The sequence below is a fragment of the Afipia sp. OHSU_II-C1 genome (genome assembly GCF_000497575.1).
In the GTDB taxonomy this organism is placed as follows: domain Bacteria; phylum Pseudomonadota; class Alphaproteobacteria; order Rhizobiales; family Xanthobacteraceae; genus Afipia.
Window position 1 is genome coordinate 242,663 of sequence record NZ_APJI01000015.1, and the last position, 14,300, is coordinate 256,962.

14 protein-coding genes are annotated in these 14,300 nt (G+C 59.6%); 3 read left to right on the forward strand and 11 right to left on the reverse strand.

What is annotated here, in order from left to right; all coding sequences use genetic code 11:
* The first annotated feature begins 46 nt into the window (after window positions 1–46).
* On the forward strand, window positions 47–1,177 hold the full coding sequence (locus I554_RS0117750; RefSeq protein WP_029659521.1) for a zinc-binding dehydrogenase: 1,131 nt from the start codon (window positions 47–49) through the stop codon (window positions 1,175–1,177).
* Window positions 1,178–1,279: 102 nt separating this feature from the next.
* Here the strand turns inward: I554_RS0117750 and I554_RS0117755 are convergent, their stop codons facing one another.
* Window positions 1,280–2,002: an outer membrane beta-barrel protein gene (locus I554_RS0117755; RefSeq protein ID WP_024578187.1), complete on the reverse strand. Its 723-nt coding sequence runs from the start codon at window positions 2,000–2,002 to the stop codon at window positions 1,280–1,282.
* Window positions 2,003–2,350: 348 nt separating this feature from the next.
* Here I554_RS0117755 and I554_RS0117760 point away from each other — a divergent pair, with 348 nt between their 5' ends.
* Entirely contained in the window at window positions 2,351–3,364 is a 1,014-nt protein-coding gene (locus tag I554_RS0117760; RefSeq protein ID WP_024576615.1) for an alpha/beta fold hydrolase, read from the forward strand.
* Window positions 3,365–4,145: 781 nt separating this feature from the next.
* Here I554_RS0117760 and hemA read toward each other — a convergent pair.
* Entirely contained in the window at window positions 4,146–5,432 is a 1,287-nt protein-coding gene (gene hemA, locus I554_RS0117770) for a 5-aminolevulinate synthase (protein ID WP_081710804.1), read from the reverse strand.
* A gap of 143 nt (window positions 5,433–5,575) precedes the next feature.
* On the opposite strand from hemA, the gene I554_RS0117775 reads away from it, so the two are divergent.
* A complete protein-coding gene (locus I554_RS0117775) occupies window positions 5,576–5,782 on the forward strand; it encodes a DUF2892 domain-containing protein (protein WP_024576617.1) in 207 nt (68 codons plus the stop codon).
* Window positions 5,783–5,818: 36 nt separating this feature from the next.
* Here the strand turns inward: I554_RS0117775 and ccoS are convergent, their stop codons facing one another.
* From ccoS to I554_RS0117820, 9 genes are all read right to left on the reverse strand, one after another.
* Window positions 5,819–5,977 carry a cbb3-type cytochrome oxidase assembly protein CcoS gene (gene ccoS, locus I554_RS0117780; RefSeq protein ID WP_024576618.1) on the reverse strand — a complete coding sequence of 53 codons (159 nt, stop codon included), beginning with the start codon at window positions 5,975–5,977 and terminating at the stop codon, window positions 5,819–5,821.
* On the reverse strand, window positions 5,977–8,169 hold the full coding sequence (locus tag I554_RS0117785; protein WP_024576619.1) for a cation-translocating P-type ATPase: 2,193 nt from the start codon (window positions 8,167–8,169) through the stop codon (window positions 5,977–5,979). The genes ccoS and I554_RS0117785 overlap by 1 nt, the downstream gene beginning before the upstream one ends.
* Window positions 8,170–8,178: 9 nt before the next feature.
* Window positions 8,179–8,682 carry a FixH family protein gene (locus I554_RS0117790; protein ID WP_024576620.1) on the reverse strand — a complete coding sequence of 168 codons (504 nt, stop codon included), beginning with the start codon at window positions 8,680–8,682 and terminating at the stop codon, window positions 8,179–8,181.
* A 22-nt stretch (window positions 8,683–8,704) separates the two neighbouring features.
* Window positions 8,705–10,162: a cytochrome c oxidase accessory protein CcoG gene (ccoG, locus tag I554_RS0117795; protein WP_024576621.1), complete on the reverse strand. Its 1,458-nt coding sequence runs from the start codon at window positions 10,160–10,162 to the stop codon at window positions 8,705–8,707.
* A 103-nt stretch (window positions 10,163–10,265) separates the two neighbouring features.
* Window positions 10,266–11,141, reverse strand: a complete 876-nt coding sequence (gene ccoP, locus I554_RS0117800) for a cytochrome-c oxidase, cbb3-type subunit III (RefSeq protein WP_024576622.1) — start codon at window positions 11,139–11,141, stop codon at window positions 10,266–10,268.
* 6 nt (window positions 11,142–11,147) lie between these two features.
* Entirely contained in the window at window positions 11,148–11,312 is a 165-nt protein-coding gene (locus I554_RS0117805) for a cbb3-type cytochrome c oxidase subunit 3 (protein WP_024576623.1), read from the reverse strand.
* A gap of 11 nt (window positions 11,313–11,323) precedes the next feature.
* Window positions 11,324–12,058: a cytochrome-c oxidase, cbb3-type subunit II gene (ccoO, locus tag I554_RS0117810; RefSeq protein WP_024576624.1), complete on the reverse strand. Its 735-nt coding sequence runs from the start codon at window positions 12,056–12,058 to the stop codon at window positions 11,324–11,326.
* Window positions 12,059–12,069: 11 nt separating this feature from the next.
* A complete protein-coding gene (ccoN, locus tag I554_RS0117815; RefSeq protein ID WP_024576625.1) occupies window positions 12,070–13,722 on the reverse strand; it encodes a cytochrome-c oxidase, cbb3-type subunit I in 1,653 nt (550 codons plus the stop codon).
* 95 nt (window positions 13,723–13,817) lie between these two features.
* Window positions 13,818–14,267, reverse strand: coding sequence for a DUF6455 family protein (locus tag I554_RS0117820; RefSeq protein WP_244432780.1), 450 nt, complete (start codon window positions 14,265–14,267; stop codon window positions 13,818–13,820).
* Window positions 14,268–14,300 lie beyond the last annotated feature (33 nt).

Genomic DNA, 14,300 nt, shown 5'->3' on the forward strand with positions numbered 1-14,300 from the left:
ATGGTACGCGTTTTAAACAAGACGTCATTTGTCACGGGAGATCAACATGGGTTTCGAGGGACTTCAGCTCCGCTCCTTGATCAAGAAGAGCGGCGAACTCGAACTGTCGCTGGCCAAGGTCAAGATTCCGGAGCCGGCGGCCGACGAAGTCATCGTCCGGGTCGAAGGCTCGCCGATCAATCCATCCGACCTTGGCCTGCTTCTGGGCACCGCCGATATGACAACGGCTAAATCGTCCGGCACTGGCGACAGCGTCGTTGTCACAGCATCGGTTCCGGAACCGCTGATGAAAGCGATGGCAGGACGCCTTGATGAATCGATGCCTGTCGGCAATGAAGGCGCGGGCGTTGTCGTCGCGGCTGGAAGCTCCAGCAGGGCGCAGGCGATGATGGGCAAGATGGTCGCAATGATCGGCGGCGCCATGTACGCGCAATACCGCTGCATCAAGGCTGCCGACTGCATGGTACTTCCCGACGGAACGACAGCAGCAGAAGGTGCGTCGAGTTTCGTCAATCCGCTGACGGCGCTGGGTATGACCGAGACCATGCGACGGGAAGGACACAAGGCACTCGTGCATACCGCCGCGGCGTCTAATCTCGGCCAGATGCTCAACAAGATTTGCATCGCGGACGGCATCGGCCTCGTCAACATCGTGCGCAATGCCGAGCAAGAGGAAATCCTCCGCAAGATCGGCGCGACCCACATCTGCAATTCCTCCGCCGCGACCTTCATGGACGATTTGACCCAGGCGCTGGTGGAAACCGGCGCGACGCTGGCATTCGACGCCATCGGCGGCGGCAAACTGGCGGGCCAGATTCTGAGCTGCATGGAAGTTGCCGCCAACAAGACCGCGAAGGTTTACAGCCGCTACGGATCGACCGTTCACAAGCAGGTCTACATTTACGGCGGCCTCGACATGCGCCCGACCGAGATCAACCGAAATTTCGGAATGGCCTGGGGCATCGGCGGCTGGCTGCTGTTTCCGTTCCTGCAAAAAATCGGACCAGCCGAGGCGCAGAAGCTGCGCGAACGCGTTGCCGCCGAACTCAAGACCACATTTGCCAGTCATTACACGCAAGTCGTGTCGCTTCAGGAAGCGCTGCAGCTCTCGAACATCGCGGCCTACGGCAAGCGTGCAACGGGTGAGAAGTTTCTCATCAATCCGAACAAGGCCTGATCGCTCCCGCTTCCAGACAGCGGATGCGTTCGATACCTTTCGAAGTCCAACAAAAAAGGCCCCGGAAAACCGGGGCCTTAAGTTTGTCTGGAGAAAACTTTATTAGTATTTCGCCATCACCGGGCCACCCCAGTTGAAGTGGTAGTTGACGCCAACCTTCACAGTGTGGAGGTCGTCCTTGTAGGACAGCGCGCCAAGGCCAGCGTTGGTGACAACGTTGGTGGTGTCGAAGTTGTAGTACTGGTACTCAACCTTCGCCGACCAGGCCGGGGCAAACATGTATTCGAGACCGCCACCAACGGTGTAGCCGGTCGAGTTGCGGTCGGTCACAGCCGGCAGGAAGCCAGCGGTTGCAGCCAGGCCGCTGTCGTCACGGAACGCGACACCGCCCTTGGCGTAGATCAGGCCCGGACCCCAGGTGTAGCCGAGGCGGCCGGTAACCGAAGCGAGCCAGTCGGAACGATCACGGATCGAGTCAGCGCCGACGGTGAAGTTGCGGTCGCTGTTCGACAGGCCCGAGATCTGGCCTTCGATACCGACAACCCAGTTCGGAGCGAACTGGTAGTCAGCGCCGATCTGGCCACCGCCGAGGAACGCAGCGTCGCGGCTCGAACCAGTCAGGCCGACGATGTTGGTTGCGAACCCGTCGTCACCACCGAAAGCGGCGCCGATGTGCGCACCGACGTAGATGCCGGTCCAGTTGTAGATCGGCGCGGCGTAAACCGGCGCCTTGGTGTAGGTGCGGGCCGGCAGATCAGCGGCAAATGACGCAGTTGAAGCCAGCAAAGCAGCCGAGAAAGCCGCGAGTGCGAAACGATGACCCATCTCTCTTCTCCCCATGTTGAGTTGGGCGGACCCTATTGGCCCCCCAGTTAATGAGAAATGTACAGCGGGCCGGATCGGTTCCTGCGTACGGAGCGCGCCATTGCTTTCTCTTCTGACGTGACAAAAAAGACACGGAGCGGGTCGATTTCGAAACGAATGGTTAAGCATAACGTGGGGCACGCCCTCGCGGCACGGGGGCGCGGGTCCCTTCAGCAGCAGCGATCACACCGTGCCGGAAGCCGGTTTCCTGCCGCAAGCCCACCCAGCCGTTGCGCAAGGTTCGAACGCGCGCGATAACCATGGGGAACTGCCCGTGACAGCATGCACCGCATCCGGGGAGAGCATCAAATGACGCTCGATTTGGTGACACGCCAACCTTCAACACAGCCGGATTTTCCAAGGTTTGAAGCGGGAGCGCCCTGGTGGGGCGGTCACCTTCAAACCATCGCCGGTGCCCTGCCCGCCAGTCCGCGTGATCTCGATCCGTATCCAGGCGAGCGGCTATCCGCGCTCGTTCCGGACGGAACAGGAGACCGCCTGATTGCAACGCTTCACCGTCCAGCTATCCCGGACACCAGACGCTGCGTGGTCATCCTGGTTCATGGCGTGAGCGGCAGCGAAGACAGCAGCTATGTTCTCCGCTCGGCGATTTACTTTCTGAACCTCGGCCATCCGGTGCTGCGCGCCAACCTGCGCGGCGCCGGCCCGTCGCGGCCGTTTTGCAAGCTTCAGTATAATGCCGGCACGACCGACGATCTGGTCCATCTGGTGTCTATGGTGCCGGCCGACTTACGGCCTAATGGAATCGCCGCGATGGGCTACTCCCTCGGTGCGAATGTGCTGATGAAGTTTCTGGGCGAGCAGAGATCATCGGTGCCCTTGAAGGCTGCCATCGCCGTATCGTCTCCCCTCGATCTGGCGGCGGTGTCACGCCGGCTCATGCGGTGGGACAATACGCTGTTTCAATACGCAATCCTGTCCCAGTTGAGGACGGAAAGCATCAAACCCGCCGCGGAGCTTTCAGAGCAGGAGCGGGATGCGGTGCTCGGGACTCGCACCGTCTGGGACTTCGATCAGACCTTTACCGCTCCCCGTAACGGCTTTCGCGATGCTGAGGACTATTACACGCGCTCATCGTGCGCTGGATTTCTGGAACACATCGCGGTCCCGACACTGATGATCCATGCGGCCAACGATCCGATCGTCCCGAGCGAGGCCTATCTTCAGTACAGATGGGACAGAAATCCAAAACTGGTTCGCTTGCTTGCGCAATCCGGCGGACACTGCGGATTCCGCGGAGCCGATCGCCACGCCCACTGGCATGACGTGTGTGCCGCCCGATTTCTGCAGACCATCGAATAAATCCAGGCGAGATGCCCGGCGGCAGGTTTTCTGGCGGAGGGAGAGAGACTTAGATCGAACCGTCTCTGCATGGACAATCGTAGTAGCACGCCTAGCAACGCAATTCCGCGACAAGCCGCTAAGCTTCTCTCGCCGTCCTGTAAATTGCAACGTAGTGAGAGTAGAGCAATTCCACTCCGAACAACAGGATCAACAATAGCGGCCTTGAAGCACGCTCAGTCAGGCTCGCCCAGCAGTCTTCCGGTTGATCTGTGAATGAAGTGCAGCCGCGTGCAGGCAGAACACAAGACTGCCTTGTACACTTGCTCCGCTTCAGGCTGCTCATCGTCAGGCATCCATGCCTGCACGTTAAGACCCGTCTGAGGGCACCGGTAAATCAAATTAGCCATCTCAAAATTGTGGATCAGACAATCCGGCCCAAGTTTGATCTATCTCAAGCCCTACCGACACTACAGATCAGCCATCGGTTCGAACGGTCGACGACTGATCTGAATCAAGGTTGAGTTCGGTCTCCGGCCTAGATTGGAGATATGTGGCAAAACATATCAACCGCGCCGATCGAGCAGTATCTCGCAGTTGCAACCATTGATGATGAGGTGCACGCGATGACCTTTCCGTGCGTTCTGACGAACGACGGATGGCTGAACGCCGAGACGATGAGACGGCTTGAAATCTCGCCAACACATTGGCGTAAGTGGCCCGCCATGACCTATTTCTGCTGTTGCGGCTGAGGGACCACAGTCGCGGGACCGTCGCCAGATACAGGCCCGTTCAGTTCACTTCAAAGCCCGAACCTGCGCCATGCGCTCGACAAGGCCGCCACCAATTGATCGATGTGTTCGTCAGTGTGCAGCGGCGTGGGCGTGATGCGCAGCCGTTCTGTTCCGCGCGGAACAGTCGGATAGTTGATCGGCTGAATGTAGATGCCGAAATCATTGAGCAGGTAATCGCTGACGGCCTTGCATGTCTTCGCGTCTCCAACAGGAACAGGCACGATATGCGATCCGTTCCGCAGTTGTGGAAGTCCGTGGGCGTCCAGCATCGATTTCAGGCGCGCGACGCGGTTCTGGTGCCGCGCTCTTTCCCGGCCCGATGCCTTCAGATGCCGGATGGCGGCCGTCGCAGCCGCGCAAACCGCCGGTGGCAGAGCGGTCGTGAAGATAAATCCCGGCGCATGGGAGCGGACGGCATCGACGAGCGCAGCGGAGCCGGCGATATATCCACCGAGACAGCCAAACGCTTTCGCCAGCGTCCCTTCGATCACATCAATGCGAGCGGACAGCCCCCGCTCTTCGCTGATGCCACCACCGCGCGGGCCATACATCCCGACGGCATGGACCTCATCGCAATACGTCATCGCGCCATAGCGCTCGGCCAGATCACAGATCTCCTCGATGGGGGCGATGTCTCCATCCATCGAATAGAGGCTTTCGAACACGATGAGCTTCGGCCGTTGCCTGCCCGCCGCACTCAGAAGCTGTTCGAGATGATCGAGGTCGTTGTGACGGAATATCTGCTTCTCGCAATTCGATTGGTGAATCCCCTCGATCATCGAATTGTGGTTGGACGCATCCGACAGGATCAGACAGCCGGGCAGCAGCTTTCCAATTGTGGAGATTCCCGTCTGATTTGAAACATAGCCCGACGTGAATACGAGAGCCGCCTTCTTGTCGTGCAGGTCGGCCAGCTCCGCTTCGAGCTCGACCAACGGATGATTGGTGCCGCCGATATTTCGGGTGCCTCCGGCTCCGGTGCCCATGCGCTTCGCGGTCTCAATCATCGCTCCGACGACGGAAGCATTCTGGCTCATCCCGAGATAGTCATTCGAACACCACAGCAAGATCTTGCGAGGCCCCGTTGCTGAATGCCAGATGGCGTGAGGATACTCGCCTGCGACACGCTCGATGTCGGCAAACACCCGGTAGCGTTGTTCTTCGTGAAGCCGGTGGAGTGATGCCTTGAAGAGAGCTTCGTAATCGGTCGTCCCGGCCTGCTTGACGGCGTCGCAAAATCTCACAGGCGGCCGCGCCTGCGGCTTTAGTGCAAACGCTGAATTTGCGAGCGACATCGTTGTGACCTCTCTTGTGCTGAAATACAGGATGCCGCAGCCCGGAGCCTGTCTTCTTGATGCACATCAAGGCCTTTCGAAGCCAATCAGCTCAACCTCCAACAAGGCTGCTTGCCGCAGCCGATTGTCATGGAGGCTGTCGTATGTCGCGCAACGTGGGTATGGCGGATCGAATGGTCCGTATCGTGGTGGGGCTTGCACTGATCGCGTTCGCGCTTCGCAACGGCCTTCCGATCAAAGGCTGGGACTGGGCCGGGCTGATCGGATTCGTGCCGTTGCTTACGGGACTTTTTGCGACCTGCCCGGCTTACAGCCTGATCGGCTATTCAAGCTGCGAAAAGCGCAGGTAGCCCCCCAGCGATCTCACGGCTAAAACCCGCTAAACCTTATGAGGGCGGCAGAGGCGGCTCGTCGTCGGCAATCGCGCGCCATCCAGCGCCGTCGAGATCATCGTACTGCCCGCTCCTGAGCGACCACAGGAAACCCAGGAGACCGATGAGGCCGAGCGCCAGAGCGAGCGGCACGAGGTAAGCGAGAACTTCCATCACGTCATCTCCGGCGCGGCGCGGCGTGCGCGCAGCGAGTTCAGCATGACCAGGATCGACGATCCCGACATGGCCGCCGCGGCAACCAGCGGCGTTGCGTATCCCACGATCGCGATCGGAACAGCCAGAACATTGTAGCCGATCGCCAGCGCCAGATTTTGCCGCATCAGTTGCAGCGCCTTGCGTGAGAAATCGACGGCGGCCAGCACCGGAACAAGATCCTTGCCCAGAAAGATCATGTCCGCAGCCGCCTGGCTGAGATGGGTCGCACTCACCGGCGACATCGAAACCGATGCTGCCGCAAGCGCCGGTGCATCGTTCAGGCCGTCACCGACCATCATGACTGTGCGGCCGCGCCGCTTCAGGTCTTCGATATAAGCAATCTTGTCGGTCGGCGTGAGACCCGCACGCCACGCAATGATCCCCAAGGCCGCCGCGGCATGCTTTACGGCAGGCTCTCGATCGCCGGAGAGAATTTCGACTGCAACGCCGCGTTTGACGAGGCTGCGTATCGTAGCCGCCGCATCCGGCCGAAGCTGTTGCCGCACAGCGAAAACGTAACGCTCCTGTCCGCGGCTGAAAGCGACCACGGAAATCTCCGGATCCGTGCTCAGAATCTCGTTCGCCATCCGGTCTGCATTGCAGAACGACGGCCGGCCGAGCCTGAGTTCGACTCCATCGATCAGACCTCTCACGCCCTGCCCCGGTTCTTCCACGATTCCTTCCAGCGGAGACGTGGTTTTCGAGGCGCGAGCGACCGCTGCCGCAACCGGATGATGGCTCGCCAGAGCCAGCCGTCCCGCCAGTTGAAGGACATCCGCCGGAATAGCAGTGACATTCACCACGTCGAGTTCAGGCAAGGTCAGCGTGCCCGTTTTGTCGAAGACGACCGTATCAACGTCAGCGACGCGCTCCACCGCATCGCCGGAATTGAGCAGGACACCGGCGCGAAACAGCGCGCCGGCCACGATCGTTTGCACCGCCGGGATCGCCAGGCCGAGCGCACATGGACAGGTAATGATCAGAACCGCGATCGCGGTGACGATTGCATCATGCCAGCTCGCGCCAAGCGCAACCCATCCCAGCATTGTGAGCAGCGCCGTCGTGTGCACCACCGGCGCATAAAGCCGTGACGCCCGGTCCGCCAGTTGCACATAGCGCGAGCGCGCCTGTAGCGCGTTTTCAAGCAACCGGGAAATCTCTGACAGCAGTGTTCCTTCCGCTGCCGCCCCGACCCGGACGCGCAGCGTGCCTGAAATATTCATTGTCCCCGCATAAACCGCAGTGCCGGCCTCCGCCGCGACATACCGTGTCTCACCCGTGATCAGGCTCTGGTCGATTTCCGATCGCCCATCGATGACCTTGCCGTCGATGGCGCATCGTTCGCCCGGACGCAGAAGCACGATGTCGCCGGGAACGACGGCCGCAACAGGCACTTCACTGATCTCGGTCGGAGATACGAATTTGGTCGCGGTCTCGGCCTTCAGCGCCGCAAGATTTCCGGCGACGGCTCGCGTGCGGCGCCGCATGTTCTGATCGAGATAACGGCCGGCGAGCAGAAAGGTGAGAAGCATGATGGCCGCATCGAAATAGGCATGCTCGGCATGATGAATCGTCTCGACGATCGACATGCCGAGCGCCAGCACGACGCCGATACTGATGGGAACATCCATATTGACGCCGCGCGAACGAAGCGCCGTAAATGCCGAGCGGAAGAACGGCTGCCCGGCATAGGCTGCGGCTGGCAGGGCGATCAGGGCCGACAGCCAGTGGAAGAAATCACGCTGCTCCGGAATCATATCGGTGACGTTGCCCGACCACACCGGAATCGACAACATCATCACATTCATGGTGGCGAAGGCCGCCACGCCAAGGCAGCGCAGCAGAAATCGCGACTGCTCGGCCTCAACCACTTCCGCCCGGACCGGCTCAAACGGATAAGCCTTGTATCCGAGCGCCGCGAGACGATCGACAAACTGCGCCGGATCAAGTGCCCCCTTCTTCCACTCCACCGCCAGACGGCGGTCGGTCAGGTTGACCCGCGCGAGGGTCACGTCCGGAATGGCGGACAGTCCGCGCTCGATTTTCATCATGCAGCCGGCGCAACTGACACCCTCAACCGCAAGATCGAGATGAGCAAGACCTGAGCCCAGATCCTTGACGTAGTACGAGAAGTCCCGGTTGAGAGCCATGACGTCTCCTCAATCGCTCAGCATGACGTGATTTCGCGACCTGAATACGCGCTTGCCGCCCGTGTCGCCCTCAAGCACGAGATTCCACTGACCAGGGAGAACTCCCTCGGCGCTTCCTTTGTAGATGCCGGTTTCAACTTCCGTCAGAGCTATGGTCCGGTCTGCCCGCTTGTCGGCGGGGCGCTCCAGACGAGCGGAAAAATCCAGCCCGGTTAGCGGCGCGCCCTTGCTGTCGTGCGCCACGATGCGAACGCTGGCGCTATTGGCGGGTCCGCGCGCGACATGCGCCTCGACCCGCCAACGGCGCGTATCCTGCTCGTGCGCGGTCTGAATTTCGCGTTCATAGGCCAGGCTTGCACGATACGCACTGTCCACATCGGTTCCGGACATTGTATCGATCGCGAACCGCATCATCAGCAAGTTGACCCCAATCACCACCCCGAAGAAGGCGACGAGCATGACAAACACAGCACGTCCCGTGAGAGGCTTTCCTAGAGTGGTCGAACTGTTCATGGGAGCCATCCGTCCGTGAATGTCATGGCGTGACAAAATTGTCCGTCGCGGACGCCGCCTCACCGAGGCCGATATCGGTGACGCGGAATGTCAGCGGCGTTGATTTTGGAAGCTCGCTGGCCGGCTTGGCTGTGACGAGAACACGCAGCTCAGTCGTCCGATCGCGCCCCAGCACGATCGCCGGCCTGTCCGGTGTGATCGAATCCACCCCGACCACATGAGCCACCGCGCCGCTCACGCCCTCGACATCGATCGCGATCGTCCGATCGAAGCCACGCTTGTTCAGCAAGCGAACTGTATACGCATTGCGGATCGAGCCATCGCTCAGCTTGACGGCGATGGGATTGCGATCATGCAGCACGTTGATGTCGAGCAGCGAGCGCGTCAGAAGCGCGTACAGCATGATACTTCCGACACCGGCGATCAGGGCGGCATAGACAATGGTCCTCGGCCGAATGAGCTTGAATATCTCGGACTTGCCCGCCAGCCGACGCTGGATGTTGATATCGTTGTCATAGCCGATCAGACGGGTCGGCCTGCCGATCTTCGTCATCACGGTATCGCATGCGTCGATGCAAAGACCGCACTGGATGCAACCCAGTTGCGCGCCGTCCCGGATGTCGATTCCGGTCGGGCACACTGCGACGCACTGCCGGCAATCGATGCAGTCGCCGACCGTCTCACCATGAGCCCGCCGCTCCAGCGCTTTCTTCAGCGACGTCCGCTCCTCGCCCCGGTCGTATTTGTAGGTGACGTTGAGCGCCCATTCGTCGGTCAGGGCCGCCTGAATTCGCGGCCACGGGCACATGTAGACGCAGACCTGCTCGCGCATGAAACCGGCGAGCACATAAGTCGTGAAGGTCAGGATGACGATCCAGACATAGGCCAGCATCGGCGCCTGAAAGGTCACGAGTTCCTTCACAAGCGTGGGAGCATCGTTGAAGTACAGGACCCAGGCTCCGCCGGTCCACCAGGCGATCATGATCCAGATCGAATGCTTCAGCACGATTTCGGAACAACGCTGGAGCGTATAGCCCTCGGCGTCCTTTTTCATACGCTCGCGGCGATCTCCCTCGATGAGACGCTCGACCGCGTAAAACAGATCGGTCCAGACCGTTTGCGGGCACAGATAGCCGCACCAGATGCGACCGCCCACCGCGTTCATCAGAAACAGCGTCAGGGCGGCGAGGATCAGAAGACCCGTGAAGTAGTAGACCTCCTGCGGCCACAGCTCGATGAAAAAGAAATAGAAGCGGCTGTTCGGCAAATCCACCAGCACCGCCTGGTTCGGTGCGCCCACGCCACGGTTCCAGCGGATGAACGGCAGAAAGTAGTAGATGCCGAGGCAAACAGCCATCAGCTTCCATTTGATGCTGCGGAACGTTCCCGAGACGCTTTGCGGATAGACCTTCTTATGAGCCGCATATAGCGGCCCATAGTCATCGGCTTCCAGATCGTCAGGTGTGGTGATCTTGTTCATGAAGGATTGATCTCGCGCTATCTCTCAGGATAGCCGCGACCGCTCCAACGCTATTGATCCAACTCAAGCCGGAGCCGGATAGTCGCGATGCGGCCGGAACGCATTACTTTCCGCCGCCGAGCGAATGGACATAGACCGCCAGGGCCTTGATCGTTGCCGGATCGAGGCGGCCAGTCCATGCCGGCATGACGCCAGCCCGGCCGTTGGTGATGGTCTCGATAATGGTCTGCTCGTCCGATCCATAAAGCCAGATCTTGTCGGTGAGATCAGGCGCGCCCTGCTCGATGTTACCCTTGGCATTATCGCCATGACAGGCTGCGCAATTTTCCGCGAAGATTTTTCGTCCCGCGCCGCTGTCAAAACTTTTTGACGTGGACAGGCCCGACAGAGACCTCACATAGTTTGCGACCGTGACAATCTGATCCTGCTTCAGGATGCCATCCTTGCCGAAAGCAAGCATCGCTCCCTCGTGGGACTTGGCATGGCCAGACCGCACGCCGAACTCGATGGTTTTGCCGATCTGGTCGAGCGATCCGCCCCATAGCCATTCGTCGTCGTTCAGATTCGGGTAGCCTTTTGCCCCCGCTCCACCGCTGCCATGACAAGGCGCGCAATTGTCGCCGAATACCGCCTTGCCCCGTGCACGCGCCAACGCAAGCAGCGCCGGGTCCTTCTCGATATCCGCCAAAGGCGTGGCATTGAGAGTGACCATCTTGCCGCCGCGAAGTTTCTCGAGGTTCGCAAGCTCGACGGCGACATCTGCGCGCGACGAATACCGGATGACACCGGTGGTGTAACTCTGAACCAGCGGCCATGCCGGGTAAACGATCCAGTAGCCGACCGACCATGCAATGGTCGCGTAAAATGTGATGATCCACCACCGCGGCAGCGGGGTGTTCAACTCCTTGATTCCGTCCCACTGATGGCCGGTTGTTGCGGTGCCGGTTACGGAATCAATCTCGTCCTTGTGGTCGGTCATGAGCCGTCAGTCCTCTCGCAACGGAAGTCTCGACGCCGCATCGAACATCGCCTTGTTGCGAGGCCACAATGCGTAGACGACGATGGCGAAAAAGATGCCGACGAATATGGGCGTCCACCAGGTCACGACGAAACCCGAGACGGCGTTCTGGACGGTAAGGATCGCTTTCATATCCCGGCTTCCTAGCGAAGGTTTGCTTTTTCGTCGTACAGCTTGAAATCGACAAGCGTACCGAGCATCTGCAGATAGGCCACCAGCGCATCCATCTCCGTTGGATTCCCCGGCTTGCCGTCGAAATTTCTGGCAATCGCCTTCGGATAGCGCTTCACCAATGCGTCGACGTCACCGTTATCCGGATCGACCTGCGCCTTGAGATCCGCGGCCGCATTGGCGATCTGATCGTCCGAATACGGAACCCCGACCGTGCGGTTGGCGCGGAGATGACCGGCAATGGTCGCCGCGTCGATCTCGGCCTCCGAAAGAAACGAATAGCCGGGCATCACCGACTGCGGCACGATGGCGCGCGGATTCACCAGATGCGTGACGTGCCACTCATCGGAGTACTTTGCACCGACGCGCGCGAGATCCGGACCAGTCCGCTTGGAGCCCCACTGAAACGGATGATCGTACATGCTCTCGGCCGCGAGCGAATAATGCCCGTAGCGTTCGACTTCATCGCGCAGCGGCCGGATCATCTGCGAGTGGCAGAGATAACAGCCTTCGCGGACATAGATATTGCGCCCGGCCAGTTCGAGAGGTGTGTATGGCCGCATGCCTTCGACCTTCTCGATCGTGCTTTTCAGGTAGAACAACGGCGTTATCTCAACAAGACCGCCGATCGCGATGACCGCCAGAATACCGATGATGAGAACGACAGAATTCTTTTCGAAGATCTGATGACGTTTCCAGAGTGACATGCGCTCGCTCCTCACTCAGCAGGCTGAAGAGCAGGCGTCGGTGCGGTTTCCGAAACCTCCCCAACACGCACCGTCATCCAGAGATTGTAGGCCATGATCAGCGACCCGATCAGGAACAGGGCGCCGCCCGCAGCCCGGATGATGTAGAACGGGTGCATCGCCTCTACGGTTTCGATGAAAGAATATTCAAGGAAGCCGAGCGACGTATAGGCGCGCCACATCAGACCCTGAAGGATGCCCGACACCCACATCGCGGAGATGTACAAGACGATGCCGATCGTCGCGATCCAGAAGTGCCAGTTGACGAGTTTGAGGCTGTAGAGTCCCTTGCGGTTCCACAGCCAGGGCACGAGGCAGTAAAGCGCGCCGAACGAAACGAACCCGACCCAGCCGAGCGCGCCCGAATGCACGTGGCCGATGGTCCAGTCGGTGTAGTGGCTGAGCGAATTCACGACCTTGACCGACATCAGCGGCCCCTCAAACGTGGCCATGCCGTAGAAGGCAACGGAAACCACCAGCATTCGCAGAACGGGATCCGTTCGCAGCTTGTCCCAGGCGCCGGACAGGGTCATCAGACCGTTGATCATGCCGCCCCACGACGGCATCCACAGCATGATGGAGAACGTCATGCCGAGCGTCTGCGCCCAATCCGGCAATGCCGTGTAATGCAGGTGATGCGGGCCGGCCCAGATATAGAGGAAAATGATCGCCCAGAAGTGGATGATCGAAAGGCGGTAGGAGTAGACCGGCCGCTCCGCGCGCTTCGGAATGAAATAGTACATGATGGCGAGGAAACCAGCGGTCAGGAAGAAACCGACCGCGTTGTGGCCGTACCACCACTGAAACATTGCATCCTGTACGCCGCCCCATGCGATGTACGACTTCGAACCGAACAACGATACCGGCACACCGGGATTGTTGCCGAGATGAAGCACGGCGATCGTGACGATGAAGGCGAGATAGAACCAGTTCGCGACGAAGATATGGGGTTCCTTCCGCTTGACCAGCGTCGCGACAAATACCAGCAGATAAGCGACCCACACGACCGTCAGCAGCAGGTCGGCGTACCATTCAGGCTCGGCATACTCCTTCGACTGGGTCACCCCGAGCAGATAGCCGGTGCCGGCGATCAGAATGAAGAAATTGTATCCGAGCACGACGCACCAGGGAGCCAGATCTCCCGCAAGCCGCACACGGCACGTTTTCTGAACCACGTAGAAAGACGTCGCGATCAGAACATTACCGCCAAAGGCGAAGATGACCGCCGACGTGTGCAGCGGCCGCAACCTTCCGAAGGTTGTCCAGGGCAGATCAAAGTTCAATGCCGGCCAGGCGAGCTGCGAGGCGATGAGCAGTCCGACGGCGAATCCGGCGATGCCCCAGAACACCGCCATGACCGACGCGAACTTGATCGGTCCAAGATTGTAATTCGGCCGGCCGCCGATCTCCTGCGGTGGCAGAGACGCCGGTCTGTCGAAGTAGCGATTGAGAATCGCGAATGTGGCGATCAGACTCGCCGCCATACTCACGTTGGCATGAAATGCAAATGCCGCATCTTCGGCTTTCGCCGCTGCAAGCAGGCAGACGAACGCGGACACCGCAAAAAAGGCAGCGAGGCTGCCTTCTCCAAAGGTCATCCACTTGATCTCTTTTGGCCGGTTCATGATTGAATTTCTCGGTGCTTTGTCCGCATCATCAATCATGACTTTGCGGCGAGAGATTTGATCGAGATCAACCCACGCATACTTGTTTGACCGGGCTAGTTCTTGCCGCCGGCCACGCGCGGCGCGGCGTTCGCGTCGCCTATTGCCCGAAGAGCTTCCAGAGTCTCGGTATTAGGGCAGTACTCTGAGTGGCCGGACTTGTGCTGCAAGAAATCGTTCGTGCATCGCTTCGTCGAGGCGCAACTGGCGCAAACACGATAGAGATCGCCGAACTCTCTGGGATGCTTGTCTTGCAGGAGCTTTTCGGACAACCCCATTTCGGCGAGCCGCTGCGTCAGCAGCTCTTGAACGTGAACATCGCTCTTCGCCAGCGTTAAAAGATCGGAAACGGATACACCGAAGTCTCTGGCAATCCTTCTGATCTCATCGGGCTCAAGCTCCTGCAATTCGTTGGATCGGCTGAATTGCCGCGAGAATTTCTTCGCCCATGAGACGATATGACCAATCATGGGGACAGTTTCGAGACGTCCGGGTCGCCGCTCCATCGAGACCTCCTGCATCTGAATGAAATTCTTCCG

Coding starts and splice junctions, on each gene's coding strand:
- I554_RS0117750 (WP_029659521.1), top strand. CDS start 47: ATGGGTTTCGAGGGACTTCAGCTCCGCTCCTTGATCAAGAAGAGCGGC.
- I554_RS0117755 (WP_024578187.1), bottom strand. CDS start 2,002: ATGGGTCATCGTTTCGCACTCGCGGCTTTCTCGGCTGCTTTGCTGGCT.
- I554_RS0117760 (WP_024576615.1), top strand. CDS start 2,351: ATGACGCTCGATTTGGTGACACGCCAACCTTCAACACAGCCGGATTTT.
- hemA (WP_081710804.1), bottom strand. CDS start 5,432: ATGTCGCTCGCAAATTCAGCGTTTGCACTAAAGCCGCAGGCGCGGCCG.
- I554_RS0117775 (WP_024576617.1), top strand. CDS start 5,576: ATGTCGCGCAACGTGGGTATGGCGGATCGAATGGTCCGTATCGTGGTG.
- ccoS (WP_024576618.1), bottom strand. CDS start 5,977: ATGGAAGTTCTCGCTTACCTCGTGCCGCTCGCTCTGGCGCTCGGCCTC.
- I554_RS0117785 (WP_024576619.1), bottom strand. CDS start 8,169: ATGGCTCTCAACCGGGACTTCTCGTACTACGTCAAGGATCTGGGCTCA.
- I554_RS0117790 (WP_024576620.1), bottom strand. CDS start 8,682: ATGAACAGTTCGACCACTCTAGGAAAGCCTCTCACGGGACGTGCTGTG.
- ccoG (WP_024576621.1), bottom strand. CDS start 10,162: ATGAACAAGATCACCACACCTGACGATCTGGAAGCCGATGACTATGGG.
- ccoP (WP_024576622.1), bottom strand. CDS start 11,141: ATGACCGACCACAAGGACGAGATTGATTCCGTAACCGGCACCGCAACA.
- I554_RS0117805 (WP_024576623.1), bottom strand. CDS start 11,312: ATGAAAGCGATCCTTACCGTCCAGAACGCCGTCTCGGGTTTCGTCGTG.
- ccoO (WP_024576624.1), bottom strand. CDS start 12,058: ATGTCACTCTGGAAACGTCATCAGATCTTCGAAAAGAATTCTGTCGTT.
- ccoN (WP_024576625.1), bottom strand. CDS start 13,722: ATGAACCGGCCAAAAGAGATCAAGTGGATGACCTTTGGAGAAGGCAGC.
- I554_RS0117820 (WP_244432780.1), bottom strand. CDS start 14,267: ATGGAGCGGCGACCCGGACGTCTCGAAACTGTCCCCATGATTGGTCAT.